The sequence below is a fragment of the Bradyrhizobium sp. 149 genome (assembly GCF_023073915.1).
Classification (GTDB): domain Bacteria; phylum Pseudomonadota; class Alphaproteobacteria; order Rhizobiales; family Xanthobacteraceae; genus Bradyrhizobium.
The window spans coordinates 48,171-75,169 of record NZ_JADPKK010000019.1; the positions used below are offsets into that span (position 1 = coordinate 48,171).

The following is a 26,999-nucleotide window of genomic DNA, read 5'->3' on the forward strand; positions in this document are numbered from 1 at the left end:
CGTTCTTAGCGAAGACCGCTGCTATTGGTTCTCGATCAGCCGGTCGCTGACCAGCCGCACGGCGCCCCGTTTCCACGAATAGTCCGCGCCCAGGCGCAGGCCGCTGTCGCCGCGTGCCAGCACCGCGCCGGTCCTGGCATCGCGCACCTGGAAGCCGAGCGTGTATTCGGTGCGGCTGACCCGCCGCACCACGCCGATGAGCGTCTGATCTGCACCGAGCCCGTGCGCAATTGGCGCCTCGCAGCCGCCGCAGTCGCGTAAAGCGCGCGCCTTCACCGCCTCCTCGTTTGCACTGCCGACATCGACGATCCGGTAGCGGCCGGATTGGCCGAGGGCGTCGCGGACGCTGCCGGTCACTTCGGCCAGATAGGATGCATCTGCGGCGGCGAGGCCGGCGGCCGGTGCCGCGGTGTTGTCCTCGAGCTCGAATTCGAACACCGTCAGCGCAATCGGCGCGGGTGTGCCGAGTGCGACCATGACCTCGCGGGACAAGAAGATCTCGGCACGCTGCCACGATTCATCATTGTCGCCGCGGAAGGTGTAGAGCTTGTCCATCACGATCTTTTTGGTACCGACGTCGATCACGGCGACCTTGGCCCATTGGACCAGCGTGCTCGTCTTCTGGATGCCGCCGATGACCTTGAACGCCGCGCCGTGCTGGGCCGACGGAACGAGCCGGTAGCGCCCGTCGCCGCCGATGTCTTGCCGGAGCGCGGCCATGAAGGCCGACAGCCGTCGCTCGTGGGCGGCGCTCTGGTTGGCCGGCTCAGCCGACGTATCGGTATAACTGAAGTCGTCCATGGCGACGCCGATGGCCGTCTCGGTGGCGGCCGGCGCATGAGACGCCGGGAGGACGAACAAGAGGCAAGCAGAGAGGATCAACCGGCGCAGGTGCATGAGCGGGCCTCGTGTGACGCAGCGGCCCGCAATCTGGACGGCGGAATCTGGCCATGCAGCGGCGCAAGTCCCGCCGATGACCGGGAAAATTTCACGACGCTGCACCGCAGTCGGGCCTGGCGGCTTTGCGCCGGATGTGTTCTGCCGTTTAATGCGGGCGCGACAAACCCGTTCGCACCAGGTGCCCGCCGATGTGGAACCGCCCGAGGTTCGATCTCAAAGTCCGTCTGACGTTGCGCGTGGCCGCGATATCTGCCGCCTGCTTCGCCGCGATCTCCGCCTATTTCCTGATTACGGCCGACCGCGCGGCGCATGCGCGCCTCGACGATATCGCCGTCATCGTGGCGAAGACGCTGGAGCTGCAACAGGGCAAAATCCAGTGGGTCGCCAGCCCGCGCTCGGACTTTCCCAATCTCGACCCCGTTTCGGCTTATGTGATGACGCCCGGTCTGTGTCTGGCGTTCCGCGGCACGAGCGGCGACATCCTCCAGCGCTTCTGCAGCGGCGCGCCTGCTCCGGCGAGCCCGCCGCCGCAAGCCTTCGCGGCCTTCTATCGCGGCCTGTTCGACCCCGGCCGCGAAGCGGCACGGCCAGTGATCGTGCGCGGTACGAAGCTCGGCGACACCGTGGTCTCGGTCGATCCGGCCGTGCAGACAGCGGACGCCTGGCACGAGGCCGGCCGCCTGATGCTCGCGCTGGCGATCGCGCTGCCGCTGCTGTGCGCGCTGGTCTACGCCGCGCTGGCACGGGCGCTACGCCCCACCCGCTTGATCCGCACCGGCCTCGAGCGGATCGCCGCCAACGACCTCACCACCCGGCTGCCGCCGTTCGATCTTGCCGAGCTCTCCGCGATCCGCGACGGCTTCAACCATCTCGCCGAAAGCCTCGAGACCGCGCTCGCCGAGCGCAGCGAACTGACGCGGAAGCTGATCGCGCTCCAGGACGAGGAGCGCCGCCATCTCGCGCGCGAGCTGCACGACGAGTTCGGCCAGTCGCTCGCCGCCATCCGCGCGCTCGCCTCCTCCGCCCGCCAGACCGCCGCGCAGGACTGCCCTGCCCTGCTCGGCGAATGTGACGGCATCGCGCGGACCGCAACCGGCATGATGGAGACGTTGCGGGGCACGCTGTTCCGGCTGCGGCCGCCCGATGTCGAGGAGCTCGGGCTGGTCGCCAGCCTCGAAGGCCTGGTCGCGGGTTGGAACGGGCGCAGCCGCGGCGAGACCCGCTTCTCGATCCGGTTCGACGGCGCATTCGAGACCCTGCCGGCTACGATCAGCGCCAGCCTCTACCGGATCGTGCAGGAGGCGCTCACCAACGCCGCCAAGCATGCCGTCGCCACGCGGGTCAGCCTGGAATTGACGATGGGGGCCAGCGAGATCGCGCTTGCGATCGACGATGACGGACGCGCGAGCGATCCCGTCGCGAAATCCGGAATGGGCCTGCTCGGGATGCGCGAGCGCGTCGCAGCCTTGCGCGGCCAATTGAGCTTCGAGGCCGCGCCGAACGGCGGCTCCGCACTGCGCGTGGTCATTCCACTCGCAGCCGCCGATCGGCAGCCGCTGGAGCATGCCGCATGAGCGCGGCCGACGCGACCATTCTGCTGGTCGACGACCATTCCGTCGTCCGCGAGGGCTATCGTTCCGTGCTCCAGAAGCAGCCTGGACTGCGCGTCATCGCCGAAGCGGCCGACGGCGCCGAGGCCTACCGTCTCTACAAATCGGAGGCGCCCGACCTCGTCATCATGGACCTGAGCATGCCCGGCATCGGCGGCATCGAGGCGGTCAGGCGCATCAGGCAGTGGGACAAGGGCGCGAGGATCCTCGTCTTCACGATGCACGAGAATGCCGGCTTTGCCGTGCAGGCGATCCGCGCCGGCGCCAGGGGCTACGTCACCAAGACCAGTCCGCCGGAGACGCTGGTGCGCGCCGTAATGGACGTGCTCGCCGGCAAGATCGCCATCAGCCCCGACATCGACCATGAGCTCGCGCTGAGCCGGCTCGCCGGGGAAAGTTCGGCCGCCGATGTCCTCACCCCGCGCGAGTTCGAGGTGCTGCGGCTGCTGCTCGCCGAGAACACGACGGAGGAGATCGCCGAGACGCTCCATGTCAGCCCGAAGACGGTGGCGAACCTGCATTCCCTGATCAAGGACAAGCTCGGCGTCGGGTCCGACATCGAGCTGGTCCGGCTGGCGCTGCGCCAGGGAATATTGACGGACGTCGATCTCGGCGAGGCCTGATCGCTCAGGCGAGATAGCGCGTCAGATAACCTTCCATCGCGTAGAGCGCACAGAGCGCGAGGCTCGACCACACGGCGGCGGTGAAATACAGGAACATCCAGGTCAGCTCGCCCTTCCAGTGCGCGATGTCGTGGGTCACGACCCAGCGCGTCGAGACGTCATGCAGGCCTTCGAGGAAGCCGAGCAATCTGTTGCCCTCTTCATGCCCTGCCCGCCAGCGGCTCAGGTACATCGGCACGTCGACGGTGACGAGGAAGGCCAGGAAGCAGGCGATGCCGACGATGCCGGCAATCAGCGCCCAGCGCACCGGTCCCTGGAATTCCGGCATTAGCCGGCACAGCACGATGCCCGCGAGAAAGAAAGTCACCGCCCACAGCGAGTTCTCGATCGCGTTGTAGAGGAAGTTGGTCGTCACCACCGCGTACCAGGAGAAGCACTCCGCGATGATGATAATGGGCACGATCACCCACGCGATGTTCACGACCGTCTCGGCGCCCGTGATGGTCCCGAGCTGATGCAGGGTAACCGCCCATTGCGCGGCGAAGCACAGTTCGGCCACGGTCGCGACGGTGCGGCCGACGAAGACGCTGGAGAGCCAGGTGTCGAACAGGCAGATGCGCTGCACGTCGGCGCGCGGCAGGAACGAGCGGAAGGCGCAGCCGAAGACATAGCCGGCGCAGAGCAGGAACATCAGCCCGATGTCGGAGCCCCCACCGAGACTCCCCGCAGGCGTCGGGTAGAACGCGCGGTACAGCATGAACCAGACGAGAATGTTGACAGCACTGGCCAGCGTCAGGGACCCCCACCACCACGCGAGGGGATTTGACCGCGCCCACCACTGCAACATGAATTGCTCCGCCGTAACCGATATGACATCTGGTCGTAATAATCCTGTCACAACAAGCCACGCAATCAGGACAAAAATCGGTGTGCGGAGTTGCTCTTCGCTCACATTCGTCCCAGCTGCAGGCCGTCCGCATAGTGGACACATAAGCCCTATTTTCTGAATCTATTGGACAATCGCCATGACCGGGTTCATTAAAGCCGCATGGCCAAAACCGCGTCCAAACCAATCCGCGCCTCCTCGTCCGCTGCCGCCGTGCTGGCGGACAGCGCCGATGACGCCGCCTTTGCAACGACGCTGGCAAAGGGTCTCGTGGTGCTCGAAGCGTTCAAGGCGGGGGCGACGCAGCTCGGCAACATGGAGCTGTCGACGCTGACGGGGATTCCGCGCCCGACGGTGGCGCGGCTGACGCATACGCTCGCCGAGCTCGGCTACCTCCGCTACGATCCCGAACGCGCCAAATATCGCATCGGCGCGCGCGCACTTCGGATGGCGCATCCACTGCTCGCCGACATGCAGTTCCGCCAGCTCGCGCGGCCGATGATGCAGGAATTGGCGCAGAGCGTGCGCGGCACGGTTTCGATCGGCCTGCTCGATGCGACCTCCATGATCTATGTCGAGACCGCGCGCTCCGGCGACGTCGGCGCGCACGTTCCCGACATCGGCATGCCCATCTCGGTGGTCATGACGGCGATGGGCCGCGCCGCAGCGGCGACCTTGCCGCAGGCCGATGCCGCGCTGCTCGAAGAGCGCATTGCCAGCGAGGACACCGAGCTGTGGTCGGCCTTCCGCGAGACATACCGCGCCGGCCTCGTACAATGCGCCAGCCGCGGCTTCTGCACCTGCTTCGGCGAGTACATGGCCTCGATCCATGCCGTCGCCGCGCCGCTGTTTCATGCGCGTGAGGAGAAGCAGACTTTTTCTATCAATTGCGGCATTCCCGCGTTCCGGCTCCAGCCCGGCCAGCTGGAGAGCGAGATCGGCCCGCGCATTGCCGCCCTTGCCGACAGTATCCGCGCCATCGTTGGCGCGGCGGGACCGATCGAGACACAAATGCAAAACAAGAAGAGCGCCAAGAGATGAACAACACAATTGGCGCTCCGCCACCGGGAGGCCATCATGACCGTGACACGGCGGACATTCTTGGGCACCCTCGCCCTTTCGCTATCCGGGCTTCCATTCTCTGCACGCGCTGAGGACGCCTGGCCGTCGCGTGTGGTGCGGCTGATCTCGCCTTACGGGCCCGGCGGCTCCAACGACATCTCGCTGCGGCTGCTGGCCGAAGAGTTCGGCCGCAGCCTGCACCAACAGTTCATCGTCGAGAACAAGCCGGGCGCCGGCACGCGCATCGCCAACGACACGGTCGCGCATGCGCCGGGTGACGGCTACACCCTCCTCTATGTCGCGGCTCCCTACGCCACCGCCGAAGCGCTGTTCGGCAAGCTGACCTATGAGCGCAAGGATCTGCAGCCGGTCGCGATGGCGGTGATCGCACCGTTGTTCCTGATCATCAACGCGGACGCGCCGTTCAAGACGCTCCCCGAATTGATCGCCTACGGCAAATCGAAGCCGGATGGTCTGACCTTCGCCTCACCCGGCGCCGGCTCGCAGCCGCATCTCGCCGGTGAGCTCCTGTTCAGGGATGCCGGCGTCAAGGGACTCAACATTCCCTTCCGTGGCGATGCGGCGTCCTACACGGAGCTGCTCGCCGGTCGCGTCGACGCCACGCTGACAGCGCTGCCGACCGCACTGCCCTACATCCAGAGCGGCAAGTTCGCCGTGCTCGGCGTTGCCTCGAGCGAACGCAGCGCGCTCTACCCGCAGGCGCCGACCCTGCGCGAGCAGGGTTTTCCCAACGTGGCCGCCGCGGGCTGGTACGGCTTCATGGCGCCAATGACGACCCCGCGCGCAATCATCGACAAGCTGCAGGCCGAGATTCTGCGAGCACTCGCCGATCCCGTGGTGAAGGACAAGCTGACGGCCCAGGGTCTTGAGGTGCACGCCGGCACTGCGGCCGAATTCGGCCAGTTCATCGACAACGAGACAAAAAAGTGGACCGCGCTGATCAGGGAGGCCGGTCTCAAGGGCGAGTGACAGTCACGAACAGGAATGGAAATGAAAAACGTACGTCTCAAACGCCTCGCGGCATCCGCGATCGTTCTCGCGCTGTCTATCTCGGCAGCACAAGCGCAGAAGAAATACGATCCCGGCGCCTCCGACACCACCATTAAGGTCGGCCAAACCGTCCCGCTCAGCGGTCCGGCCTCGGCCTATGCCGTGATTGGCAAGACCCAGGCCGCCTACATGAAGATGATCAACGATCAGGGCGGGGTGTCCGGCCGCAAGGTCGAGCTGATCCAGTATGACGACGCCTACTCCCCGCCGAAGACGGTCGAGCAGACCCGCAGGCTGGTCGAAAGCGACGAGGTGCTGCTGACGTTCCAGATCATCGGCACGGCGCCGAATGTCGCCGTGCAGAAATATCTCAACGCGAAGAAGGTCCCGCAGCTCTTCGCGGCAACGGGCGCGGCGCGTTTCACCGATCCGAAGAACTTCCCATGGACCATGGGCTTCAACCCTTCCTACCTCGTCGAGGGCCGGATCTACGCGCAATATCTTCTGAAGAACTATCCGAACGCCAGGATCGGCGTGCTCTATCAGAACGACGATCTCGGCAAGGATTACCTCGCCGGCTTCAAGGCAGGTCTCGGTGACAAGGCGAAGATGATCGTGGCCGAAACATCCTACGAGATCAGCGAGCCGACCATCGACTCGCAGATCCTGCGGTTGAAGGATGCAGGCTCCGACGTGCTGTTCAGCGCCACGACGCCGAAACAGGCCGCGCAGGCGATCAAGAAGGTCGCCGAGATCGGCTGGAAGCCGCTGCACATCATAGACATCAACGCCTCCTCGGTCAGCGCCGTGCTGAAACCCGCCGGACTCGACAACGCCAGGGGCCTCGTCAGCGTCGGCTATGTCAAGGATTCAGCCGATCCCGAATGGAAGGACGATCCCGGCATGAAGCGATATCTCGCCTTCATGGCCAAGTACTACCCTGAGGGCGACAAGGATTCGAACCTGAACGTCTACGGCTATATCACCGCGCAGCTGCTGGTGCAGGTGCTGAATCAATGCGGCGACGATCTCACGCGCGAGAACGTGATGCGCCAGGCGGCCAGCCTGAACAACATCGAACTCGACCTGACGCTGCCGGGCATCTCGGTGACGACGACGCCGACCGACTATCGCGTCAACAAGCAGTTCCAGATGGTGCAGTTCGACGGCCAGCGCTGGCAAAAACTCGGCGACATCGTCACGGACGAAGCGAAGGAATGAAGCAACCCCCATCCTGAGGAGTGTGGAACGCGTCTTGAAGGATGGGGACCACGCCGGTGGCCCTCGTGCTTCGAGACGGCCGCTCCGCGGCCTCCTCAGCATGAAGGAGGAAGGTGGCTGCTCGACCTACCTCTTCATCCCACCCACATACGCGGCGAGCTTGTCCAGCGTCTGGTAGCCGTATTCGACGGCACCGAAGCTGATCATGCCGTCGCGCTGCGCCGTGCTCGACGCCAACTGCCGCATCATCAGCACGGTCTTGCCGTTGCTTTGCTCGGCAAAGGTAATGGTGAAGCGAAACAGTCCGGGATCCTCGTCCTGGTCGGCGCCGTGGTCCATCTCCATCAGCGACGGCCGCTCGATGCGGCGGAAGCGCATGCGATTCGGGTAGACGGTGCCGTCCGGGCCGGTCATGTTAAAGCGCCAGACCCCGCCGACCCGCACGTCGATCTCGAAGGTCTCGATCTTGAACCCCCTGGGGCCGAACCATTGCGGCAGATGTTTCGGGTCGGACCACGCCTCGAACACCAGATCGCGCGGCGCGTCGATCACGCGCGACATCACGATCTCGCGGTCGAGCGACCATTGCGACAGGGCGGGATTGGCAGAATTCGTCATCGTCAGGAACCTTTCCGTTCGGTCGTCTTGTTGATTGTCTTGTTAGTTGTCTTCTTGATCATCTTGGACGACCGTTTGGCAGCCGCCCGCTCTTTCTTCAGCTTCATCACATAGGTTTCGAAGCGATCGAGCCGCGCCTCCCAGATCGCACGCTGGTGCTGGAACCAGTCCTCCGCGCTGAGGAGTGCGTCAGGACTGAGACGGCAGGTGCGCACCCGGCCGGATTTCTCCGACAGAACGAGCCCGCTCGTCTCCAGCACGTGGATGTGTTTCATGAAGCTCGGCAGCGCCATCGCGAAGGGATCGGCAAGCTCGCCGACCGACGCCTCGCCGGCGCAGAGCCGCATCACGATCGCCCGCCGGGTGGGATCGGCAAGGGCCGCGAAAACCTGATCGAGCCGGGATAATTGGTTAGCCATGGGGCTAACTATAGGACCACCGTCGTCCGGCGTCAATTATTGTTAGCCAATTGGCTAAGTTAATTTCAGCTCGGTTTGCGGCCCGGATGAGGCAGTCAACGGAACCCACCACGCGCAATCGTGAATTGGGAGACACGGCCCTTCCCGCTAAAGAGACCCGGGGGAGCATCGCATCATGCGTCAGAGCCGTGCCGTCTGTTGTCACCTCATCGCACCTCACCCGACGGGCGCTCGCCCGGGCTGCGCTCGTTCCGCTCGCGCTTGCCTGGCCGCGCGGCGCCGCCGCGGATTCCGACATGATCGCGCAGATGCGCGACATCGTCGCGAACGAGCTGGCGCCGACCGTGACGTCGGACCAGCCGGGCGGCCTTGCCGCCGCGCTCTATGCCGGCAGCCATGTCGAATTCTTCAACTACGGCTTTGCCGACAACGCCACGCAAAGGCCGGTCACGCCGGACACGCTGTTCAACCTCGGCTCCCTGCGCAAGCCGTTCGAGGCGACGCTGGTCGCGCTCGGCACCCTCCGCGGCGAGTTGCGGCTCGACGATCGTCTGGCGAAATATCTCCCCGAGCTTACCGGCGACTATATCCGCCGCGTCACAGTCGGCGAGCTCGTCACGCACACCTCAGGCATGCTGCTGCCGACCGACCATCCGCCCTGGCCGAGCGAAACTTTTTCCCGCGCGCAGTTCATCGACATGTTCAACAGCTGGCGACCGCAAGCCGGCGAAGTGTCCGGCAAGCAGCGCGTCTACAGCCACGCCGGCTACGTGCTGCTTCAGCTCGTGCTCGAGCGCTGTTACGGCGCTCCGATCGCAACCCAGTTCGGGCAACGCATCCTCAAGCCGATTGGCATGAACGCGACCACCGTGCCCGAACGCGGCGAGGATGGCCGTGCCGTCATGGACCAGGCCTGGATGCAGCGCGCGGTCCAGGGCTATTCGGATCAGGGCATGGCGATCGGCCCGATCGGCGATCAGCAGAGCTATTTTGATTTTCCCGGTACGGGCCAGATGTTTTCTTCGCCGCGGGATCTGGCCAAATTTGTTGCCGCCTGCGTCGACGGGCGGTCGATCGACCCTCACTTGCGTGAGGCATTGCGGATGACACAGCACGAGATCTTCCGCATCGACGAAAAGTTTGGACAGGGAATGGCCTGGGAGACGGTACGTCTTCCAGGGGTCACCGTCGTCGACAAGCCGGGCGGCCTCAACAACGCATCGGGCTATATCGGCCTCGTACCGGCGCGGCGGATCGGGATCGTCCTGCTCGCCAATCGGGGCGAATATCCCCACGAGATCGCGCGCTACAAGATCCTGCCGGCGCTGGCGCGCCTCGTGGCTTCGCATTGAATAGCGCGCCGCGCGAAACAGAAAGCCCCGGCTGAACCGGGGCTTTCCACGCCAGGATCGGAACGGGAAGTTCAGTATCTGGCGACGACCGGTCCGCCGAACTTGTAGTTCACGCCGACGCGCACGATGTTCGATTTGAGATCGATCGAGTGGGTGTAGACGTTGCTTGGGGACGGCGCCGTTCCGGCGAAGCCGGTCAGATTGGTGCTGGTGACCGTGCTGCGGCCGAGATCGACATAGAGATATTCGGCCTTGAGCGACCAGCCGCCGCCAACGGCATATTCGGTCCCCACGCCTGCGGTCCAACCCACCCGCGTGTCGCGGATCGCAGCCGATTCCGTCGCCAGCGAGAAGGTATCGGTGAAGTTGAAATTGCCCTTCACCTCGGCGATCGCCGCGCCACCGGTGGCGTAGAGCAGCCAGGTCGGAGCCGCGAGGAAGCCGATCCGGCCGCGAATCGTGGCGAGCCAGTCGGCCGAGACCTGCGAAGACACGGTGAAGCTGGTCGGGGCGCAGCAGGGATAGAGCGCCGAGCCCGTAGCACTGCCCTTGAAGCCGAAATAGTTGATGTCGCCTTCGAGGCCGAGCACGGCGTGGTTGACCTGCCAGTTGTAGCCTGCGCTAAACCCGCCGGTCACGCTGGAGCTGTTGACGCCTTGGGCGCCGACCGTGTTGATGGCGGGGACGCTGCTGGCGGCGAAATAGCCGACCGGAGAAAACACGGTCGATGTGCTCGGATCGGAGCTGCCCCATGCACCGCCGACATTGCCGCCGACATAGAAACCAGTCCAGTTGTAGGCCGCCGCCATCATGGGCGCCTTGGTGTATTGCGCCGCGAGGTCGGCCGCCTGCACGGATGCGGAGCCCAACACAACCGCGGTAACCGCCAGCAAAAGCTTCTTCATTCCAGTCTCCTTGCCCACGCGATTGATCTCGCGTTTCGAATGCGCGCAGGCGGAACGCGTCCGGCGCAGATCGGGCATAGGCCGCCGGTCCCGTGCCGTCTTGGGCTGCGGCGAAGTTCATAGGGACTGTGACGTAGTGTGAGCCGTGCGGCGCGCGAACGCGCGGTAGGTGTAACCCAAGGGCCACATTTTATCCCTCCTCCGCGGCGCACGAAGCACGCCCGTGTCGCATCACGACAAATGCACGAAACCCGATTCGAGTCTCCGCGTCTCAGACCGAACGCGTCAGTCCGCCGTCGACGCGGATGTTCTGGCCGGTGATGTAGGCCGCGCCGTCGGACGCCAGGAACGAGATCGTCGCGGCGATCTCCTCGACCTTGCCGTAGCGCTGCATCGGCACGCTGTCGCGGCGTGCATCTAGCTGCGGCAGGCTGTCGATCCAGCCCGGCAGCACATTGTTCATGCGGATGTTGTCGGCGGCATGGGTGTCGGTGAAGATCTTGGTGAAGGCGGCAAGACCGGCGCGGAACACCGCGGAGGTCGGAAACATCGCGCTCGGCTCGAACGCCCAGGCGGTCGAGATGTTGATGATGGCGCCGGCCTTCTGCGCCTGCATCAAAGGCGTCACCAGCCTGGTCGGACGGATGACGTTGAGCAGATAGGTGTCGAGGCCGGTGTGCCACTGCTCGTCGGTGATCTCCGTGATCGGCGCCCGGGGTCCATGGCCGGCGCTGTTGACGAGCACGTCGATGCGTCCCCATCTGGCCAACGCCCCGTCGACAAGCCGCTTCAGATCGTCATTCGATTTGTTGGAACCGGTGACCCCTATCCCGCCGAGCTCGGCGGCAAGCGCCTCGCCCTTGCCGGAGGAGGACAGGATGGCGACACGAAAGCCGTCGGCTGCGAGCCTGCGCGCGGCCCCTGCTCCCATGCCGCTGCCGCCCGCGGTAACGAGTGCGACCTTCTCTGCTGCCATGACCGATCATCCTCTGTGATATCGTTGAGGCGAGCCGCAGGCCCGGCCTATCATGAGGCCTTCTACCGTCGGACCAGCCGGAAGGTCCACCGTCGAAACGATTTGAAAGATGAGCGATTTGCAGATCCGCAATTTGCGCCCCGAAGAGATTGCCGTCGCCATCGACTGGGCCGCGGCCGAGGGCTGGAATCCAGGGCTCTCCGATGCCGCCTGTTTCGCGATCCCGGACGCGAAGGGGTTCTTCGTTGGCGAGATCGCCGGCGAGCCGGTCGCGACCGTCTCCTGCGTCAACTACGCCGACCGCTTCGCCTTTCTCGGCTTCTACATCGTGCGATCCGGTTTTCGCGACAGAGGCCACGGCCTGCGCATCTGGAACGCGGCGATCGCGCATGCGGGCGCCCGCGTGATTGGCCTCGACGGCGTCGTGGCGCAGCAGGATAATTACAAAAAGTCCGGCTTCCAGCTTGCTTACGCCAATATCCGCTATGGTGGCATCGTCGCCGCGCCATCGAGGCCGCCCGTCGATGTCGTTGCGCTCGACACGATCCCGTTCGCGCTCGTTGAAGCCGACGATGCAACGGTATTCCCGGCTCCGCGCAGCGCCTTCCTGCGTGCCTGGATCGGCACATCAGGACATGTCGGTCGCGCGCTGCTGCGCGACGGCAAGCTTGCTGCATGGGGCGTGATCCGGCCGTGCCGGACCGGCCGCAAGATCGGCCCGCTCGTCGCCGACGACCGTGCGGCAGCGGACGCGATCGTGCAAGCCTTGCTCGCGAGCGCAGGTGGCGGCGAAATCTTCCTCGACCTCCCCGCCGTCAATCGCGAGGCGATTGCACTTGCGGAATCGCTCGGGCTGAAGCCGGTGTTCGAGACGGCGCGAATGTACACAGGACCGATCCCTCCGCTGCGGATCGACCGCGTCTTCGGCGTGACCAGTTTTGAGCTGGGCTAGCTGAGCGGAATGCGCCGCTCAGTAGCAGCGCATGATGTTGACGGTGTGCTCGCCGCCGCCGCGGCCGGGCACAGTTACCTGCTCCGTCGGACAGCTCGGCACGTAGGGCCGGTCGGACGGGACCACGTTCGGCGGAAAACGATGCGTCCAGTCCCAGGGAACGTCGTACGTATAGGTGTAGCGCACGTCGTTGGAGACGGGTTGGGAGGTATCGGCGAAAGGCTGGCCGTAGCCTGCGTTGTCATAGAAGAACCCGCCACCGCCCGGCCAGTAGACCCAGGGCGTGTTGCGGCCGCGGAACCTGGCGCCTGGCGCAATCGATGAACGCGCCGTCGGACCGGAAGGCGCGCCGGCCAGCGCGTGCGCGGCAGTGCCGCCGGGCCTGGCAAAACTGTCGCTGGAGGCAAGGAAGAGCGCAGCTGCGCTGAGCGAGGCGAGCAAGGCCCCAAGTGATCTGCCATATGATCTGGACATCATGATACGCACCAACTCGTTTGGCTTCGCGAACAGCGGCTCCCCACCGCACGCTAGGCCGGGCTGTCGCCCGCCCGCAAACGTATAATTAATTATTGGTTAAGACACGGGATTAACGCGGAACACGGTGCGGCAAGACGCCCGATTCCCCGCCAATGTCGCGCTTGTTCCGCGGACGACGGACTTCAAAACCAGTTGATCGGAGTTGATCGCTTCAGCCGATTAGGCCCGGAACGCTCCCGCACTGCGGTCGTTGGCCCCCGACACCAAGCAAGGAGCATCTCGAATGCAGAACAAGTCAAAACTCCTGTGCCTGATCACGGCTTCACTCGTCGCGGGCACGGCGGCTGCCTCGGCCCAAGGCTATGATTGGAACGGACCGCGCGTGGGATGGGACCGCACCGCCCCCGCCTACGAGCCGGTGCAGCCACGCGCGTACTATCCCGATGTCGCCGGACCGTACGGGGCGCTCAACGGCACGCGCCATCCGGCGCCGAGCTCGACGCAGGGCGATGTCGGCCCCGAAGGCAACAACAACGGCACCCTGACCGGCGTCTATCGCTGGTAACGCCCGCTCACGATGTGGCCCATCGTCCATGACGGACGATGGGCCTTCGTGTGTCAGCGGCCCTGCTGCTTGCGCAGCCAGTCCAGCATGTCCTGCGCATTTCCGGTGCCCTGCGTCACGATGGCGGTGTTGCCACCGCTGCGACGATAGACCGTGGTGCGCCCGGGCTCCTTCTCGATCTTGACCTCGACCTGCGCCGGATCGCCACTCTGGGTAATGACCGACGTGCCGTTCTCGTCCTGAACGACAGTGGTATGGCCGTCGCCTGGCTCGCCGGCTCCGGCCGGCCCGCTTGTTATTGCCATGATGCTCATTCCTGCTGCGAGTACGATGAACCTCATGTTGCACCTCACCTACTCGATCACCGGCCGAACTGAAATATCGACAGCCAGTTGAAGCGCCCGAATTGCCGCACCGCTCCCGTGTTCATATCTCCGATCTGGAGCAGGAGGGCGTTCGTGGAATTGCCGGCCTGAGTGATATCGGCAATGTTGCTCACGCCCGACTGACCGATCGCCACATTGGTCGTGCCACCCACCTGGACCACATCGACATAATTTCGCGTGCCGTTCTGGATGATCGTCGCATCGACCGTTCCCGTGCCACCGATCTGGATAACACGCGCGATATTGATGCGGCTGTTCTCCTCGATCGTGACCGGCTGAACATTGTTGCCGAACTGCACGACCGTTTCGATGCTCACGTTCCGGTTCGTCACGCCGCGCTGGACCGATCCGGCGGATGCCTCGGACGCGACGCTGACGGCGGCGAGCAACGCCGCCACTGCCAGGAGCAGTCTACTGTATTTCATCGCCTTGCCCCATTACATTTCCGACGACGGCGGGGTCGCGCCCGGCTCAATGGCTATTCTGGACGACCGTCGCCGAGTTGAACGCACCGAATTGGGACAGGAAACTGCTGGTGGACTGGCCGGCCTGGCCGACAAACGCGAAATTGCTCACGCCCGCCTGCCCGACCGATGCCGACGCCGTTCCGCCGAATTGCAGGATTCCGGTCGCGTTGTTCGTGCCGTTTTGAGTGACGGTCGCGCTGGTGCTGCCGCCGATCATGAACACGCCGGCCATGTTGAGCTGGCTGTTCTGGTTGAGCACGACCGGCGGGCCGCCGAGCGACACGATGGTCTTGATGTCGGCGGTCTGCGCACCGGCAGATCCGCCGCCCATGCAACACAAGGTGAGAAATGCGCCACCAGCGGCGCCTGAAAAATGTCTCATGACATGCCTCGCAACTGAAAATGGATTTGCCATCACGGAGTCTGCTGAAGAATCGTCGAGCCGTTCAGGATTCCGAGCTGTCCAACTCCGGCCGCGTTGTTCGCGCCGATCTGGCCGATCAGGCTCGAATTGGAGCCGCCGGCCTGGCCGAGTAACGCGGTGTTGGACGCCGTCGCGGTCGTGCCGCCCTGCCCGATCACCGATGTGTTGACGGTGAGAAGCGAGCCCGTCTGCAAGGTGGTCGCAGTATTGGTCGCACCGAACTGCATCGTGGTGGCGCTGTTGCTGGTGGACCCGCTCTGCGAGATGAAGGAGCTGTTGGTCGTGCCGAACTGCAGCACGCTGGCCGAGTTGCCGGCCCGGGCATCGACAATACTCAGCAAGCTGAACGTGACGATTGTGGCAACGAGATATTTGCTCTGCATGACATTTCCTCCGCGAAGTCGGCGGACAATCTCTCACCGAGTCGTCCCGCCCGAGGCGGTGCTTTCAGGAATGGCGCGGACGCGCCGCAGTTGACGCGTCCGGCCAAACGGGGCTGGCTTAGTGCGCCGTCTGCGAAACGGTGCTCGTGTTGATGCCGAATCCGAGCTGACCGACGGCGGCGGCGTTGTTCTGGAGCGCGGCGGGCCCGAACGAGTTCTGGGTGATCGCGCTGCCGTTGTTGCCGAATGCCACCTGGCCGGTGGTCGCCGAGTTCTGCACGCCGATCTGGTTCACAGTGCTGCCGTTGTTGAGCGAGGCGGCGCTGGTCCCCTGCATCGTGGTCGCACTGTTCACGAGGCCGAGCTGGCTGGTCGACGAGGTGTCATTGGTGAGGCCCTGCTGCGAGACGCTGGAACCGTTCACGAGGCCCACTTGTACCGTGGTCGAGGTGTTGGCGGCCTGCGCGGCGGAGGACAGGGCGAGCACGGCAACGGAAGCAAAAAACAATTTGCGCATGGAGTATCCCTTTCTAGCAAAGATGTTTGACTGGATTCGGATGCCGTCTTGGAGGAGGCCGACATCGTAGGGATAACTCTGAACCGATCTTGCCTGGTTCGATAGACTGCAGTTCATGCTAGTCGATACGGACTAGACGTCGCGCGATAATATCGCCGCCGGCTCGTCTAGGACTGCGCATGTCTGACGTCGAAATGCTCCGCCTGTAGTCCGACGCTGTCGATCAATCGCGCCACCTCGATCGGCGAACGCAGCCCCAGCTTTCGCATCATCCGGGCGCGATGGACCTTCACTGTCACCTCGCTGACGCCAAGCTTTGCCGCAATCTGCTTGGCCACAAGCCCTTCGGCCATCAGCAGCATGATCTCGCGCTCCCGCGCCGTCAGTGTCTCGATGCGCTGCCGCGCCTCGCGCACGCCGTCCTCACGCTCCAGCCGCCGGCGATCGCGCTCGATACCGTGCCTGATCGCATCGAGGATCTCCTGCTCGCGGAAGGGCTTTGGAAGAAACTCGACTGCGCCGCGCTTCATGGCCTCGACCGAGACACGCACGTCCAAGTGTCCGCTGATGAAGACGATCGGTATCGGCACGCCGGTTTCCGCCAGCTTGCGCTGAAGCTCGAGCCCGGTCGGCGATGTTCCGGGAAAGCGGATGTCGAGAACAAGGCAGGACGGTCCGCTCGTGAGCGTCTCCGTGAGGAAGTCGTCGGTCGAGGCAAACAATCTCACCTGGTGCCCGGTTTCCTCGCAGAGACTTCCGATCGCGTTTCGTATCTGAATTTCATCATCAACGACATAAACTGTGGCTTGATTTAAATTCATTCCAACAAGCTCCCGGACTTGGCGCTCGATGATCCAGCAACGAGCCATCCATCGTTCTTGCACGCGACAACAAGGTGCTTGGAAGGCATGCGCGATGACCGAGCGAATCCCATCGGTCCGCAGATCTCACGTCTTAGGGCCAACACTCCGTGGCGACGAGTGAAGGCGTTCACATATCGGACTTCGTGATTGAAAGAGTTCGACGCGGCGATAGGCGGCGTCACGGCGCGATGCCATTTGGGGGTTTTGGGGGTTGCGGCAGTCCAGCGCTGCCGCCGAGATATCGCCCTCTGCGTCATGGCGTCGCCACCCATACGCCAATCGAACGCCAATCGCCTGCAAACCTGCCGGGACGTTCAGTCAGCTATCGAGTTTCGATACCGCGCGCTCCGTTTTGAATACGCCCAGTATGCGATCCGTGCAAGTTGTGAAAGCTCTCGGCTGCGCCTTTTACTTTTGGATCGTGGAGCGCGCCCGTCCGTCGCACTGGGAACGACGACATACTGCCGAGACGCCATTGTCGTCTCGGATGAAATACAACCATAGCGCGATTAGCGACCTTTCCGCCAGCAAAGTCATTTCAGGAAGGCGGGCTTTTGATATGCGATTTGCACCTGTCATTGCCTTATTCGGGACTGCATGTGGCCTCGCCGCGATTTACAGCGCGGGGCCGGGCATCTTCACCAGCGCTGGCGGACACGCCGCGGACGGCGCCGCTCGCGCCTATCAATCGACGAGGAAGTTCCTCACGCCTTCCGGACTGGAAGCTCCGACCTTCGGCTCCGATGCGCCGATGTTCCGTTACGCCTCGATCCAGCGCGGCAGCGTCGAGCAGACCATCACCGTCACCGGCGCCTTGCAGCCGGTCAAGACGATCGAGGTGGGTTCCCAGCTGTCCGGGCAGCTCGCCCGGGTCTATGTCGATTTCAACGACACTGTCACCAAGGACCAGCCGCTCGCCCTGATCGATCCGCGCAGCTTTGCGGCCAAGGTCGACGAAGCCAGGGCCTCTCTGGCCGTTGCCAATTCCCTGGTCGACATCGCGCGGGCCAAGCTCGATCGCACCCGGATCGATCTGCAAAACGCGAGGGGCAGCCGGGACGTGCTCGCCGCCAAGCTCGACAGCGCTCAGGCGGTGAAGAGCTCGGCGCAGAAGACCCTGCAGCGGAAGCTGGCACTCCAGTCGCAGAACGTGGTGGCCACGACGGCGGTCGATGACGCGCAGACGGAGTTCACCGCCCGTCTGGCCCAGGAGCGCGAAGCCGAGGTCCTGATGTCCCTCAACTCCTATGCGGTGGACGGGGCGCAGGCCGACGTCCGCCGGATCGAAGCGGAGCTGCAGCAGGCCCGAATGGCCGTGCCGGAGAAGGCGGCCGTTCTCGCTGCGGCCCAGGCCGATCTCGACCGCACCGTGATCCGCTCGCCGATCGACGGCGTTGTCGTCGGCAGGTTCGTCAACGAGGGCCAGACGCTCGCGGTCGGACTGGAATCGCGCACCACCTTCGTGGTCGCGCACCGACTGGAGGACATGGAAATCCACGCGCAGGTCGACGAAGCCGATATCGGGCGCATCGCCCCCGACCAGCGCGCCCATTTCACGGTGGATGCCTACCCGGACCGCCGCTTCGAGGCGGTGGTGCGGCAGGTGCGCAAGGCACCGCAGAACCAGCAGCACGTCGTGACCTACACCGTCGTCCTGGCGACCTCCAATCTCGACGGCGCGTTGCTGCCCGGCATGACCGCCCTGGTGAAGATCGTGATCGAGCGGCAGGACGACGTGCTGAAAGTGCCGCTTGCCGCGTTGCGCTTCCAGCCCTCCGGCACGCAGCCGGATGCCGCTGCACGCAGCGGGGTGTGGGCGCGCACCGCAAGCGGCTCACTCCGGCGCATTGCCGTGACCGTCGGCGCAGCCGGCACCGAACAGGTCGCGCTCAGGAGCGGAGACCTCGTCGAGGGCAGTCAGGTTGCCGTTGGTCAGGCAATCCGGCCGGCCGGCATGGAGTTTCTCGGAATCAGGTTCGGATCATGACGGCCCTCCCGCCCCTCATCAGCCTGCAGTCGGTCTCCAGGACCTATCGCACCGACGGAGTAGCGGTGGCTGCGGTGCGCAATGTCAGCTTCGAGATCGAGCAAGGCGAGATCGTCGCGGTGATGGGACCGTCCGGCTCAGGAAAGTCGACGCTGATGAACATGATCGGGCTGCTCGACCTGCCGAGTGAGGGCGCGCTCTATCTCCAGGGAGCCGACGTCGCCGATCTCTCGGAAGATCGCCGGTCGTCCCTGCGCGCCCGCAGCATCGGCTTCGTATTCCAGTCCTACAATCTGCTCGCTCGCCATAATGCGATTGAGAACGTCGCGCTGCCCCTGGTCTATTGCGGGATCGGGCGCAAGGAACGTCTGGCCCGCGCCGAGCAGAGCCTGGAGGCGGTCGGCATGGTGCACCGGGCCCACCACTTCCCACGGCAGCTCTCGGGCGGTGAGCAGCAGCGCGTCGCGATCGCGCGCGCACTGATCGCCTCCCCGCTGATCGTGCTCGCCGACGAGCCGACAGGCGCGCTCGACAGCCGTACCGGCGCCGAGATCCTGGCCCTGTTCGCCGCGCTCAACCGGACCGGCCAGACCATCGTGATGATCACGCATGATCCCGGCATCGCGACCCGGTGCCGACGTACGATCCGCCTGCATGACGGCGAGCTCGTCGCTGACGAAACGCTGGCTCCGATCCTGCCGACACGGAGCGGCGCGCCATGACGATGCTCCAGGGCTTTCAGATCGCTTTGCACGCCTTGCGTCTCAATCCCTTGCGCAGCATCCTCACCATGCTCGGCATCGTGATCGGCGTCGCCTCCATCGTAACCGTGTTTGCAATCGGGTCCGGCGCGCAGCTTCGCCTTCAGGAGCAGATCCGCTCGATCGGCGCCAACGTGCTGATGATCAACCCCGGCGCGGTGTACCAGGGCGGCGTGCGTCTCAAGGATGGCAGCAAGCTGACGATGACCGAGAGCGACGTGCAGGCGATCCTCGAACAGATTCCCGAGATCCAGGCAGCGGCCGGCTCGATTGCAGGAACCGCGCAGGTCATTCACGAGAGCAAGAACTGGAACACGACCATCAACGGAACGACGACTGGGCACTTCATGGTTCGCGACTGGCAGCTTGCGACTGGGCGCTATTTTTCAGGCACCGAGGAAGCAGGAGCCGGCAAGGTCGTGATCCTCGGAAGCACGGTGGCACACGAGCTGTTCGCCCCCGGCGACGACCCGATCGGCGCGCAGATCAGGATCATGAAGGTGCCGCTCGAAGTGGTCGGCGTTCTCGATCGCAAGGGACCGGCGCAGGACGACGTCGCCTTCGTGCCGCTCACCACGGCCAAGTTGCGCTTCCTCGGCAGCGCAAGCAACATCAACCGGGATTCGGTGGCCTACATCATCGCCAAGGTGGCTGCGGACGGACAGATGGCGGGGGCGCGAACGGAAATCGAAAACCTGCTGCGGCAGCGCCACCGTATCCCCGTTGGCCAGGAGGACGACTTCAAGGTCCAGGATCCGGCCGCCGCCATGGAAGCGCAGCAGGGAGCGATCCGCACCGTTGCGCTTCTGCTCGTCGCCATCGCCTCGGTCTCGCTGCTCGTTGGCGGCATCAGCATCATGAATGTCATGATCGTGTCGGTCACCGAACGCACGCGGGAGATCGGAATCCGCCGCGCGCTTGGCGGGCGGATGGGGGACATCCGTCTTCAGTTCCTCTGCGAGGCACTCGTGCTCTGCCTGCTCGGCGGCGCGATCGGCGTCGGTGCCGGAGTCACGCTCTCGATGACGGTGGCCCGCATGGCAGGATGGATCACCTCGATTGATGGCCAAGCGATCGGCCTTGCCCTCGCCTTCTCGATCGCGACCGGCCTGATTTTCGGTTTTTATCCTGCCCACAAGGCATCCAAACTCAGCCCGATCGAGGCACTCAAGACGGAGTGAGAACATTGCTGGGGTGTTCGCACCAACCAAGGCCAGGGAGGCACTAACCATGAGCCCGGATCCAAAGGCTTCGATTACGCCGACACCGCGCGAGCGCGAGCTGATGATGTTGATTGCACGGGGAATGCAGAACAAGAACATTGCCTACGAACTCAAGATCTCGGAGAACACGGTGCGGGCGCATATCGGCAACATCATGCGCAAATACCGCCTTCAGAACCGGACCCAGATCGCAATCAGCTTCGCCCTGCATGCGGCGCCGCCATCGCTCCGCCGCGATCTGGCCAATGGTGGCGGCTATTCGACGACGGCAGCGCCGGCCAAGGCGCTCGCGCAGAATACGCGGGTGCCGACCGCGCCGGATTGACCGCTCCGGCCACAACCCCTTGCGTCATTTCGGGCGAAACACCCAAATCCGTGGTCAACGGAACGGCGACAAATATTTCCCTTTATTCGAATTCGGATTTTTGATAGGGATTACTCACTCCGGCCCAAGGAAGAGGGGCGTATCGCGATCGTCACGAACGCGGGCCGGACGGCGGTGGACGCTGATAACATCGGCGCGAATGGTTTCGCAGGGCGGAGAGCCGTGAGCGAAGGCGTCGCGCGCACGACCGGTGCGATCGGCGTACGGCGAAATCGTGTGGTCCTGGCGCCCGGGGTCTGTGCGCCAAGTGTTGCGGTGATGTGGCGGCCCGACCGGGCACGCGCATCAGCCATCCGCAAGGCGACGGGGGCAATAGTGCATCGCTCCCCGGGGAGAGCGCGACATAAGTCGTAAAGCCACTGCGCAGGGAAGGCCGGATGTTTGGCTTCACCTGTATGCCGCTGTGCAGATTTTTTGACTGCAACCTCGCACAGTGGACCGCGGGTGCCAGCCGGCACCCGGTCTTCCCTGCGCCCTTTTCAATTTCGAGGGTGAGACGACGAAGCAAAGCTCGGGCGAACACGCCGCGACGATGCCAACCCATGTCAGTTATTCAACAACAGTCTCGTGCCCCGGCTCTCTCCATCACTTTGCATGCCGCTCCGCTCTTGTAACAAAACCGTCATGCAGCGAAACTAAACGAAGCCGGGCGCCGCGGTTGGCGGCCAAGCTGCCTCGCAGGGAGAGATTTTGATGCGCCGTTCACTGGTGTTGCTGTCAGCCGGACTGACAGTGCTGTCCACCGGACTGTCGACTGGACTTGCCTCCGCCGAGAACAACACGCCCCGCAACCTGATCCTGTTCATTCCGGACGGTCTGCGGGCGCTGAAGGTCACACCCGAGACCGCCCCCGCGATGGCCGAAATCCGCGACAAGGGCGTCAATTTCAAGAATTCGCACTCGCTGTTCCCGACCTTCACCATGGCCAACGGCTCGGCGATGTCGACCGGGCATTATCTCGGTGATACCGGCGTGTTCTCCAACACGATCTGGACCGGCTACACCTCTGTCCCCGCAGGCGACACGGTGGTCCCCTTCATCGAGAACGACGCCGTGCTCGGCGACATCGACGAGCATTTCAAGGGCGACTATCTCAATGAAGACACCATCCTGAAGTTGGCCCGCGACAAGGGCTACAGCACCGCCGCGCTCGGCAAGCACGGCCCGACCTATCAATTCGACCACACTGACAAGCCCGAAAAGGCCGGCCTGCATTCGGTCGTGTTCGACGATGCCACCGGCGGCAAGAATGGCGTGGCGCTGTCGGATGAGGTCAAGGCCGCTCTGACCAAGGCCGGCCTGCCCCTCGCGACGCCGCCGCGCGGCGACAACTCCAAGGCGGGCGACGCCAAGACGCCGGGCACCACCGTCGCCAACGTCGCCCAGCAGGCCTATTTCGCCGATGTCGCCGCCAAGGTCGTGCTGCCGATGTTCAAGGCGCGCAACAAGCCGTTCGTCCTGGTGTTCTGGTCGCGCGACCCCGACGGCAGTCAGCACAACACCGGCGACAGCCTCAACCAGATCATGCCTGGCATCAACGGGCCGACCTCCATGGCCGGCATCAAGAATGCCGACGACAACTTCGCCCAGCTCCGCAAGGCGCTAGACGAGCTCGGCCTTGCCGCCAACACCAACATCATGGTCCAGGCCGACCACGGCTTCTCGACCATCTCCAAGGAAAGCAAGACCAGCCCCTCGGCCAAGGTCAGCTATGACGACACGCCGAAGGACTTTTTGCCGATGGGCTTTTTGGCGCTCGACCTTGCCAAGGCGCTCGACCTGCCGCTGTTTGATCCCAACGACAAGAACGCCAAGGTCGAGGGCAACAAGCATCCCAAAGCCGGCAACGGCGTGCTCGGCAAGGATCCGGAAAAACCCGATCTCGTCGTCGCCACCAATGGCGGCTCCGACCTGATCTATCTGCCGAGCAAGGACAAGAAGCTGGCGGCCAAAACCGTCAAGGTGCTGCTCGAGCAGGACTACGTCTCCGGCCTATTCGTCGACGATTCCCTCGGCCGCTTCCCCGGCACGCTGCCACTGTCGAGCGTCAGTCTCCGCGGCAAGGCGGCAACGCCGACGCCGGCGATCGTCGTCAACTTCCGCTCTTATGCCAGCGATTGCGGCGAGGCGCCGACCAACTGCTCGGTGCAGGTTGCCGACACCGTGCTGCGCCAGGGCCAGGGCATGCATGGCAGCTTCAGCCGCGGCGACACCATGAACTTCATGGCCGCGATCGGTCCGGACTTCAAAGCCGGCTATGTCAGCGAGATCCCGGTCAGCAATGCCGACGTCGGCATGACGGCCGCCCAGCTCCTCGGTCTGCGCGCTTCGCAGAACGGCGGCCTCGTCGGCCGCGTGATGTCGGAGGCCCTGCCCAACGGCGTCGTGCCGAAGGCGTACAAGGGGGTTGAGAAGTCCAAGAAGTCCGAGAACGGCCTGCAGACCGTGCTGAACGTCCAGCGCGTCGGCAGCCAGCGCTATTTCGACGCCGCCGGCTTCCCGGGCCGCACGCTCGGGCTGGAGCCGGACGCCGGTAAACAAAAAACGGCGGGGAAATAACCCCGCCGTTGTCTCTCGCGCCTCGCAAGGGGCGCGAGACTATCTCGGATATCACATGCCGATGTCGAACACGTTCGGCAATTGGCCCGCCAGAGGCAGCGCGGTGGCGCCCAGGAAGGTCGCCACCATCGCCATCAGGCGACGGTTGTTCTGGCGCTTGCCGCGCATCTGACCGGCAATCCACTCCAGCATTTCGCTGTTGACCTTGGAGGCATAGGACGGCGCCCAGCCCTCGATATCGGACTCGGCCGACAGCGCGACGCTGCGCGGCGGCACCTTGAGGCCGGAGGCGCTCGCGGCATAATGGGCCACTGCCTTGGCGAGCAGGTCGTCGAACCGGCCGCCATCGGTGCGTTCGGTCGCGGCTTCGTTGATCTCGAACAGCACTTCGGCTTCGGCGCGGCTGACCGGCTGGTCGTTGACGGCTGTGGCGGTCAGGATGCGGACACACCAGGCGGTGTCATCGGCATCGAGCGAGCGGGAGAAGTGCACCCTCCCCTTGGTGGTCGGGCCTTCGCCCGTGATCACGCCGTCGCGCACGATGGTCAGTGCGTGGACCGAGGTATCGCGGCAGGACGGTTCGAGGGACGGTGACTCAACAGACTTATGCGCAGCGGCAGACATAGTTCACTTCCAGATTTCTTCTGATCGGCCAGCATTTTCATGCCGGCGTAAAGGGGTGGTTAATGATTCGGCACGGGGATCGCGACTTTTCTAGATAGTTGCCAATTGGTCGCTGTCAGGACCATTTTGGTTCTAGCAAGCGCCGGGCGAGCGTGATGGGAGTCATAAAAGGCTTTATCGGGGCAACCGAGCCCGTGTGGCCCCCGGTGGAGATGTTTCGCCGCAGGCGCCGCTGTAACAAAAAGGTGCTAGGAAATCAGGCCTTCAAAGAAGGAATTCACATTTTACTTGAAGCGGTTCACTTGACGTTCACTTGGGGTCCCGAAGACCCTATACTGACGGTGACGGCCAAGGATGAATTATCAAGTAAATTCAATGCGATGAGGTAGAAGCATGACACTTCCGATCGGCGCCACCGCCCCCGACTTCGAAGCCGAGACCACCGAAGGGAAGATCAAGTTCCACGACTGGATCGGCAACAGCTGGGCGCTGCTGTTCTCGCATCCGAAGGACTTCACGCCGGTTTGTACGACCGAGCTCGGCGCGCTCGCCAAGCTGAAGCCGGAATTCGACAAGCGCGGCGTCAAGCTGATGGGCCTCTCGGTCGATCCGGTCGACCGTCACTCCAAATGGTCGGAGGACATCAAGGAGACGCAAGGCACGGCTCCGAACTATCCGATGATCGGCGACACCGATTACAACGTGTCGAAGCTCTACGGCATGCTGCCGGCCGCGATCTCGGGCGATCCCCTCACCCGCACCGCCGCCGACAACCAGACCGTTCGCAACGTCTTCGTCATCGGCCCGGACAAGAAGATCAAGCTGGTGCTGGTCTATCCGATGACGACAGGCAGGAACTTCCAGGAGATCCTGCGCGTCATCGACTCGCTCCAGCTCACCGCCAAGCATCGCGTCGCGACTCCGGCCGACTGGTCGCAGGGTGACGACGTCATCATCGCGGGCTCGGTCTCCAACGACGAGGCCAAGACGATCTACCCGCAGGGCTGGAAGGAGCCGAAGCCCTACATCCGGATCGTGCCGCAGCCGAAATAACCCAACGTCATCCCGGGCGATGCGTTAGCCTCGCCCGGGAATGACGACATTGGCTCTCACGCCGCATGCACGCGGTCGAGGAAACCGTCGACCTCGGCCTTCAAATGCAGGCTCTCGCCCGACAGCGCCTGGGCGGAGGCAAACATCCGGCTGGACGTCTCACCCGTCTCGTTCGCGCCCTCGGCGGCCTGTCGGACGTTGATGGCGACATCGGCCGTGCCTGATACCGCCGCACGAACGCTGGCGACGATGTTGTGGGTCGCGCTCTTCTGCTGCTCGACCGCCGCCGAGATCGAGCCGGCGATACCGCTGATGCGCTCGATGGTCTGGCTGATCGCCTTGATGGCGACGACCGATTCCTCGGTCGCAAGCTGCATGCTGGCGATCTGGTTCGATATCTCGTCGGTCGCCTTGGCAGTCTGACCGGCCAGCGTCTTGACCTCCTGGGCCACCACCGCAAACCCGCGGCCGGAATCGCCCGCACGCGCGGCCTCGATGGTCGCATTCAGCGCCAGCAGGTTGGTCTGCTCGGCGATCGAGGTGATCAGCTTGACGACATCGCCGATGCGCGCGCCCGCCTCGGAGAGCTGCGCGATGCGCTGGTCGGTCGCCTCGGCCTGCCGCACGGCCTCAGCGGAAATTGCGTTCGATTCCTGAACCCGTCGGGCGATTTCGGAGATCGATTGAGACAGCTCGTCGGAGGCCGACGCCGCCGAACGCACGTGCTCGGAGGCATTTTCGGAAGCTCCGGCCGACCGCGCCGACAGATCGGCGGTGGAGCGCGCGGTGTCGGTGAGCTGCCGCGCGGCCCGCTCGAATTCGCCTGACGATGACAGCACCTTGTCGAGAATGCCGCCGACGCTGCCGCGGAACTGCTCGACGAAATTGCGCAGGTCGGCTTTGCGCTGCTCGACGCCTGCAGCCGAGGCCGCCGCCTGCTCGCTGCGCATGCGCGCCCGCTCCTGCGAATTGCTCCTGAACACCGCGACCGTCCGGGCGATCTCGCCGATCTCGTCGGCGCGATCCTCGCACTCGATCTCGACGTCGCTCTTGCCTTCGGCGAGCGCCGTCAGCGAGCGCGTGACCGAGGTGAGCGGCTTGGTGACGCGGCGAACGACCAGCAAGGTCAGGACCAGCACCAGCAGCGCGGCGAGCCCGGCGGCGATCGCCATGCTTTCGATCGTCTGGGCCAGCATGCTCTCGAACTGGGCCATCGGAATGCCGACATAGAGGATGCCGGCGACCTTGCCTGTCGCGTCGGCAACCGGGAAATAGGCGGTCATGAAGGACTTGCCGAACAGGGTAGCCGGGCCCTTGTAGGCCTCGCCACGACGTAGCGGCGCCTGCGCCGGATGGTCGGCGGCAAGCTGGGTGCCGACGGCGCGGTCGCCATTCTCCTTCTTCACGTTGGTCGAGCGTCGCACGAACTGCCCGCTCGCGTCGTCGAACACGAACAGGGTCGCGTTGCCGCCGACATAGGACACCGCCCGATCGACGATGGCGTGATCCCTGAAGTCCGGCATCTTGGGAATCTCGGCGCGCGCCACCGCACCATCCCGCATGGTGATCTTCGCGTCAGGAACGACCTCGGCGAAGGCCAGCGCGAGCGTGCGCAAGCTCACCTCGATGTCGCGGAGCGCACGATCGTTGAAAGCGGAGTTGAGCGACCAATAGCCGGCGCCAACCACGAGCGCTGTATTCACAGCGATCAGCAACACGGCGCAGAGGACCGCCTTGGTGCCAAGCTTGAATTGCGGCAGGAACTTCGCCGTTGCAGGAATGGACATGAA

Annotated in this window: 29 protein-coding genes; 14 read left to right on the forward strand and 15 right to left on the reverse strand. The window is 64.3% G+C overall.

The window, feature by feature from the left end:
- Positions 1–21: 21 nt before the first annotated feature.
- Entirely contained in the window at positions 22–897 is an 876-nt protein-coding gene (locus IVA88_RS11740) for a DUF3280 domain-containing protein (RefSeq protein ID WP_247497446.1), read from the reverse strand.
- A 191-nt stretch (positions 898–1,088) separates the two neighbouring features.
- Between IVA88_RS11740 and IVA88_RS11745 the strand changes: the two genes are divergently transcribed.
- Together IVA88_RS11745 and IVA88_RS11750 are read left to right on the forward strand one after the other, a co-directional pair.
- A complete protein-coding gene (locus tag IVA88_RS11745; protein ID WP_247497447.1) occupies positions 1,089–2,474 on the forward strand; it encodes a HAMP domain-containing sensor histidine kinase in 1,386 nt (461 codons plus the stop codon).
- Positions 2,471–3,133: a response regulator transcription factor gene (locus IVA88_RS11750; protein ID WP_247497448.1), complete on the forward strand. Its 663-nt coding sequence runs from the start codon at positions 2,471–2,473 to the stop codon at positions 3,131–3,133. The genes IVA88_RS11745 and IVA88_RS11750 overlap by 4 nt, the downstream gene beginning before the upstream one ends.
- Before the next feature lie 4 nt (positions 3,134–3,137).
- On the opposite strand, the gene IVA88_RS11755 is transcribed toward IVA88_RS11750, so the two are convergent.
- Positions 3,138–3,980: a hypothetical protein gene (locus tag IVA88_RS11755; protein ID WP_247497449.1), complete on the reverse strand. Its 843-nt coding sequence runs from the start codon at positions 3,978–3,980 to the stop codon at positions 3,138–3,140.
- Positions 3,981–4,181: 201 nt separating this feature from the next.
- Between IVA88_RS11755 and IVA88_RS11760 the strand changes: the two genes are divergently transcribed.
- From IVA88_RS11760 to IVA88_RS11770, 3 genes are read left to right on the forward strand one after another with little or no spacing between them, the layout of a single operon-like run.
- Positions 4,182–5,060, forward strand: a complete 879-nt coding sequence (locus tag IVA88_RS11760; protein WP_247497450.1) for an IclR family transcriptional regulator — start codon at positions 4,182–4,184, stop codon at positions 5,058–5,060.
- Positions 5,061–5,096: 36 nt separating this feature from the next.
- Positions 5,097–6,071: a tripartite tricarboxylate transporter substrate binding protein gene (locus tag IVA88_RS11765; protein WP_247497451.1), complete on the forward strand. Its 975-nt coding sequence runs from the start codon at positions 5,097–5,099 to the stop codon at positions 6,069–6,071.
- 21 nt (positions 6,072–6,092) lie between these two features.
- Positions 6,093–7,313 (forward strand): ABC transporter substrate-binding protein, encoded by a 1,221-nt coding sequence (locus IVA88_RS11770; RefSeq protein WP_247497452.1) that lies wholly within the window; start codon positions 6,093–6,095, stop codon positions 7,311–7,313.
- Between the two features lie 126 nt (positions 7,314–7,439).
- On the opposite strand, the gene IVA88_RS11775 is transcribed toward IVA88_RS11770, so the two are convergent.
- Positions 7,440–7,931: an SRPBCC family protein gene (locus IVA88_RS11775; RefSeq protein WP_247497453.1), complete on the reverse strand. Its 492-nt coding sequence runs from the start codon at positions 7,929–7,931 to the stop codon at positions 7,440–7,442.
- A 2-nt stretch (positions 7,932–7,933) separates the two neighbouring features.
- Positions 7,934–8,350, reverse strand: coding sequence for a metalloregulator ArsR/SmtB family transcription factor (locus IVA88_RS11780; RefSeq protein WP_247497454.1), 417 nt, complete (start codon positions 8,348–8,350; stop codon positions 7,934–7,936).
- A 296-nt stretch (positions 8,351–8,646) separates the two neighbouring features.
- Here IVA88_RS11780 and IVA88_RS11785 point away from each other — a divergent pair, with 296 nt between their 5' ends.
- Complete coding sequence (locus IVA88_RS11785) at positions 8,647–9,702, forward strand: serine hydrolase (protein ID WP_247498004.1); 1,056 nt, start codon at positions 8,647–8,649, stop codon at positions 9,700–9,702.
- A gap of 71 nt (positions 9,703–9,773) precedes the next feature.
- Here the strand turns inward: IVA88_RS11785 and IVA88_RS11790 are convergent, their stop codons facing one another.
- The gene (locus IVA88_RS11790) at positions 9,774–10,607 is read right to left on the reverse strand and encodes an outer membrane protein (protein ID WP_247497455.1); all 834 of its coding nucleotides are present in this window, start codon (positions 10,605–10,607) and stop codon (positions 9,774–9,776) included.
- 271 nt (positions 10,608–10,878) lie between these two features.
- Positions 10,879–11,583 carry an SDR family oxidoreductase gene (locus IVA88_RS11795; protein ID WP_247497456.1) on the reverse strand — a complete coding sequence of 235 codons (705 nt, stop codon included), beginning with the start codon at positions 11,581–11,583 and terminating at the stop codon, positions 10,879–10,881.
- A 109-nt stretch (positions 11,584–11,692) separates the two neighbouring features.
- Between IVA88_RS11795 and IVA88_RS11800 the strand changes: the two genes are divergently transcribed.
- The gene (locus tag IVA88_RS11800; RefSeq protein ID WP_247497457.1) at positions 11,693–12,535 is read left to right on the forward strand and encodes a GNAT family N-acetyltransferase; all 843 of its coding nucleotides are present in this window, start codon (positions 11,693–11,695) and stop codon (positions 12,533–12,535) included.
- A gap of 18 nt (positions 12,536–12,553) precedes the next feature.
- On the opposite strand, the gene IVA88_RS11805 is transcribed toward IVA88_RS11800, so the two are convergent.
- Positions 12,554–13,012 (reverse strand): hypothetical protein, encoded by a 459-nt coding sequence (locus tag IVA88_RS11805; protein ID WP_247497458.1) that lies wholly within the window; start codon positions 13,010–13,012, stop codon positions 12,554–12,556.
- Between the two features lie 283 nt (positions 13,013–13,295).
- Between IVA88_RS11805 and IVA88_RS11810 the strand changes: the two genes are divergently transcribed.
- Positions 13,296–13,577, forward strand: coding sequence for a hypothetical protein (locus tag IVA88_RS11810; RefSeq protein ID WP_247497459.1), 282 nt, complete (start codon positions 13,296–13,298; stop codon positions 13,575–13,577).
- Between the two features lie 53 nt (positions 13,578–13,630).
- On the opposite strand, the gene IVA88_RS11815 is transcribed toward IVA88_RS11810, so the two are convergent.
- From IVA88_RS11815 to IVA88_RS11840, 6 genes are all read right to left on the reverse strand, one after another.
- On the reverse strand, positions 13,631–13,918 hold the full coding sequence (locus IVA88_RS11815; protein ID WP_247497460.1) for a hypothetical protein: 288 nt from the start codon (positions 13,916–13,918) through the stop codon (positions 13,631–13,633).
- 20 nt (positions 13,919–13,938) lie between these two features.
- Positions 13,939–14,361, reverse strand: a complete 423-nt coding sequence (locus tag IVA88_RS11820; protein WP_247497461.1) for a curlin — start codon at positions 14,359–14,361, stop codon at positions 13,939–13,941.
- A 73-nt stretch (positions 14,362–14,434) separates the two neighbouring features.
- Positions 14,435–14,812, reverse strand: a complete 378-nt coding sequence (locus tag IVA88_RS11825) for a curlin (protein WP_247497462.1) — start codon at positions 14,810–14,812, stop codon at positions 14,435–14,437.
- A gap of 32 nt (positions 14,813–14,844) precedes the next feature.
- Complete coding sequence (locus IVA88_RS11830) at positions 14,845–15,237, reverse strand: curlin (protein ID WP_247497463.1); 393 nt, start codon at positions 15,235–15,237, stop codon at positions 14,845–14,847.
- A 118-nt stretch (positions 15,238–15,355) separates the two neighbouring features.
- Positions 15,356–15,754 carry a curlin subunit CsgB gene (locus IVA88_RS11835; RefSeq protein WP_247497464.1) on the reverse strand — a complete coding sequence of 133 codons (399 nt, stop codon included), beginning with the start codon at positions 15,752–15,754 and terminating at the stop codon, positions 15,356–15,358.
- 167 nt (positions 15,755–15,921) lie between these two features.
- Positions 15,922–16,575, reverse strand: coding sequence for a response regulator (locus IVA88_RS11840; protein ID WP_247497465.1), 654 nt, complete (start codon positions 16,573–16,575; stop codon positions 15,922–15,924).
- 601 nt (positions 16,576–17,176) lie between these two features.
- Here IVA88_RS11840 and IVA88_RS11845 point away from each other — a divergent pair.
- The 5 genes from IVA88_RS11845 (at position 17,177) to IVA88_RS11865 (ending at position 23,532) form a co-directional block, all read left to right on the forward strand.
- Positions 17,177–18,604 carry an efflux RND transporter periplasmic adaptor subunit gene (locus IVA88_RS11845; protein WP_247497466.1) on the forward strand — a complete coding sequence of 476 codons (1,428 nt, stop codon included), beginning with the start codon at positions 17,177–17,179 and terminating at the stop codon, positions 18,602–18,604.
- Positions 18,601–19,326: an ABC transporter ATP-binding protein gene (locus IVA88_RS11850; RefSeq protein WP_247497467.1), complete on the forward strand. Its 726-nt coding sequence runs from the start codon at positions 18,601–18,603 to the stop codon at positions 19,324–19,326. The genes IVA88_RS11845 and IVA88_RS11850 overlap by 4 nt, the downstream gene beginning before the upstream one ends.
- Positions 19,323–20,546 (forward strand): ABC transporter permease, encoded by a 1,224-nt coding sequence (locus IVA88_RS11855; protein WP_247497468.1) that lies wholly within the window; start codon positions 19,323–19,325, stop codon positions 20,544–20,546. The genes IVA88_RS11850 and IVA88_RS11855 overlap by 4 nt, the downstream gene beginning before the upstream one ends.
- 49 nt (positions 20,547–20,595) lie before the next feature.
- Positions 20,596–20,913 (forward strand): LuxR C-terminal-related transcriptional regulator, encoded by a 318-nt coding sequence (locus tag IVA88_RS11860; RefSeq protein ID WP_247497469.1) that lies wholly within the window; start codon positions 20,596–20,598, stop codon positions 20,911–20,913.
- 753 nt (positions 20,914–21,666) lie between these two features.
- Entirely contained in the window at positions 21,667–23,532 is a 1,866-nt protein-coding gene (locus IVA88_RS11865) for an alkaline phosphatase family protein (protein WP_247497470.1), read from the forward strand.
- Between the two features lie 51 nt (positions 23,533–23,583).
- On the opposite strand, the gene IVA88_RS11870 is transcribed toward IVA88_RS11865, so the two are convergent.
- Positions 23,584–24,156: a hypothetical protein gene (locus tag IVA88_RS11870; RefSeq protein ID WP_247497471.1), complete on the reverse strand. Its 573-nt coding sequence runs from the start codon at positions 24,154–24,156 to the stop codon at positions 23,584–23,586.
- Between the two features lie 393 nt (positions 24,157–24,549).
- On the opposite strand from IVA88_RS11870, the gene IVA88_RS11875 reads away from it, so the two are divergent.
- Entirely contained in the window at positions 24,550–25,209 is a 660-nt protein-coding gene (locus IVA88_RS11875; RefSeq protein ID WP_247497472.1) for a peroxiredoxin, read from the forward strand.
- Positions 25,210–25,265: 56 nt separating this feature from the next.
- Here the strand turns inward: IVA88_RS11875 and IVA88_RS11880 are convergent, their stop codons facing one another.
- Positions 25,266–26,996 carry a Cache 3/Cache 2 fusion domain-containing protein gene (locus IVA88_RS11880; RefSeq protein WP_247497473.1) on the reverse strand — a complete coding sequence of 577 codons (1,731 nt, stop codon included), beginning with the start codon at positions 26,994–26,996 and terminating at the stop codon, positions 25,266–25,268.
- Positions 26,997–26,999: the final 3 nt, after the last annotated feature.

Bases quoted from the DNA above. Each gene is read 5' to 3' on its own strand.
- IVA88_RS11740 (WP_247497446.1), bottom strand. From the start codon at position 897: ATGCACCTGCGCCGGTTGATCCTCTCTGCTTGCCTCTTGTTCGTCCTC.
- IVA88_RS11745 (WP_247497447.1), top strand. From the start codon at position 1,089: ATGTGGAACCGCCCGAGGTTCGATCTCAAAGTCCGTCTGACGTTGCGC.
- IVA88_RS11750 (WP_247497448.1), top strand. From the start codon at position 2,471: ATGAGCGCGGCCGACGCGACCATTCTGCTGGTCGACGACCATTCCGTC.
- IVA88_RS11755 (WP_247497449.1), bottom strand. From the start codon at position 3,980: ATGTTGCAGTGGTGGGCGCGGTCAAATCCCCTCGCGTGGTGGTGGGGG.
- IVA88_RS11760 (WP_247497450.1), top strand. From the start codon at position 4,182: ATGGCCAAAACCGCGTCCAAACCAATCCGCGCCTCCTCGTCCGCTGCC.
- IVA88_RS11765 (WP_247497451.1), top strand. From the start codon at position 5,097: ATGACCGTGACACGGCGGACATTCTTGGGCACCCTCGCCCTTTCGCTA.
- IVA88_RS11770 (WP_247497452.1), top strand. From the start codon at position 6,093: ATGAAAAACGTACGTCTCAAACGCCTCGCGGCATCCGCGATCGTTCTC.
- IVA88_RS11775 (WP_247497453.1), bottom strand. From the start codon at position 7,931: ATGACGAATTCTGCCAATCCCGCCCTGTCGCAATGGTCGCTCGACCGC.
- IVA88_RS11780 (WP_247497454.1), bottom strand. From the start codon at position 8,350: ATGGCTAACCAATTATCCCGGCTCGATCAGGTTTTCGCGGCCCTTGCC.
- IVA88_RS11785 (WP_247498004.1), top strand. From the start codon at position 8,647: ATGATCGCGCAGATGCGCGACATCGTCGCGAACGAGCTGGCGCCGACC.
- IVA88_RS11790 (WP_247497455.1), bottom strand. From the start codon at position 10,607: ATGAAGAAGCTTTTGCTGGCGGTTACCGCGGTTGTGTTGGGCTCCGCA.
- IVA88_RS11795 (WP_247497456.1), bottom strand. From the start codon at position 11,583: ATGGCAGCAGAGAAGGTCGCACTCGTTACCGCGGGCGGCAGCGGCATG.
- IVA88_RS11800 (WP_247497457.1), top strand. From the start codon at position 11,693: ATGAGCGATTTGCAGATCCGCAATTTGCGCCCCGAAGAGATTGCCGTC.
- IVA88_RS11805 (WP_247497458.1), bottom strand. From the start codon at position 13,012: ATGATGTCCAGATCATATGGCAGATCACTTGGGGCCTTGCTCGCCTCG.
- IVA88_RS11810 (WP_247497459.1), top strand. From the start codon at position 13,296: ATGCAGAACAAGTCAAAACTCCTGTGCCTGATCACGGCTTCACTCGTC.
- IVA88_RS11815 (WP_247497460.1), bottom strand. From the start codon at position 13,918: ATGAGGTTCATCGTACTCGCAGCAGGAATGAGCATCATGGCAATAACA.
- IVA88_RS11825 (WP_247497462.1), bottom strand. From the start codon at position 14,812: ATGAGACATTTTTCAGGCGCCGCTGGTGGCGCATTTCTCACCTTGTGT.
- IVA88_RS11830 (WP_247497463.1), bottom strand. From the start codon at position 15,237: ATGCAGAGCAAATATCTCGTTGCCACAATCGTCACGTTCAGCTTGCTG.
- IVA88_RS11835 (WP_247497464.1), bottom strand. From the start codon at position 15,754: ATGCGCAAATTGTTTTTTGCTTCCGTTGCCGTGCTCGCCCTGTCCTCC.
- IVA88_RS11840 (WP_247497465.1), bottom strand. From the start codon at position 16,575: ATGAATTTAAATCAAGCCACAGTTTATGTCGTTGATGATGAAATTCAG.
- IVA88_RS11845 (WP_247497466.1), top strand. From the start codon at position 17,177: ATGCGATTTGCACCTGTCATTGCCTTATTCGGGACTGCATGTGGCCTC.
- IVA88_RS11850 (WP_247497467.1), top strand. From the start codon at position 18,601: ATGACGGCCCTCCCGCCCCTCATCAGCCTGCAGTCGGTCTCCAGGACC.
- IVA88_RS11855 (WP_247497468.1), top strand. From the start codon at position 19,323: ATGACGATGCTCCAGGGCTTTCAGATCGCTTTGCACGCCTTGCGTCTC.
- IVA88_RS11860 (WP_247497469.1), top strand. From the start codon at position 20,596: ATGAGCCCGGATCCAAAGGCTTCGATTACGCCGACACCGCGCGAGCGC.
- IVA88_RS11865 (WP_247497470.1), top strand. From the start codon at position 21,667: ATGCGCCGTTCACTGGTGTTGCTGTCAGCCGGACTGACAGTGCTGTCC.
- IVA88_RS11870 (WP_247497471.1), bottom strand. From the start codon at position 24,156: ATGTCTGCCGCTGCGCATAAGTCTGTTGAGTCACCGTCCCTCGAACCG.
- IVA88_RS11875 (WP_247497472.1), top strand. From the start codon at position 24,550: ATGACACTTCCGATCGGCGCCACCGCCCCCGACTTCGAAGCCGAGACC.
- IVA88_RS11880 (WP_247497473.1), bottom strand. From the start codon at position 26,996: ATGTCCATTCCTGCAACGGCGAAGTTCCTGCCGCAATTCAAGCTTGGC.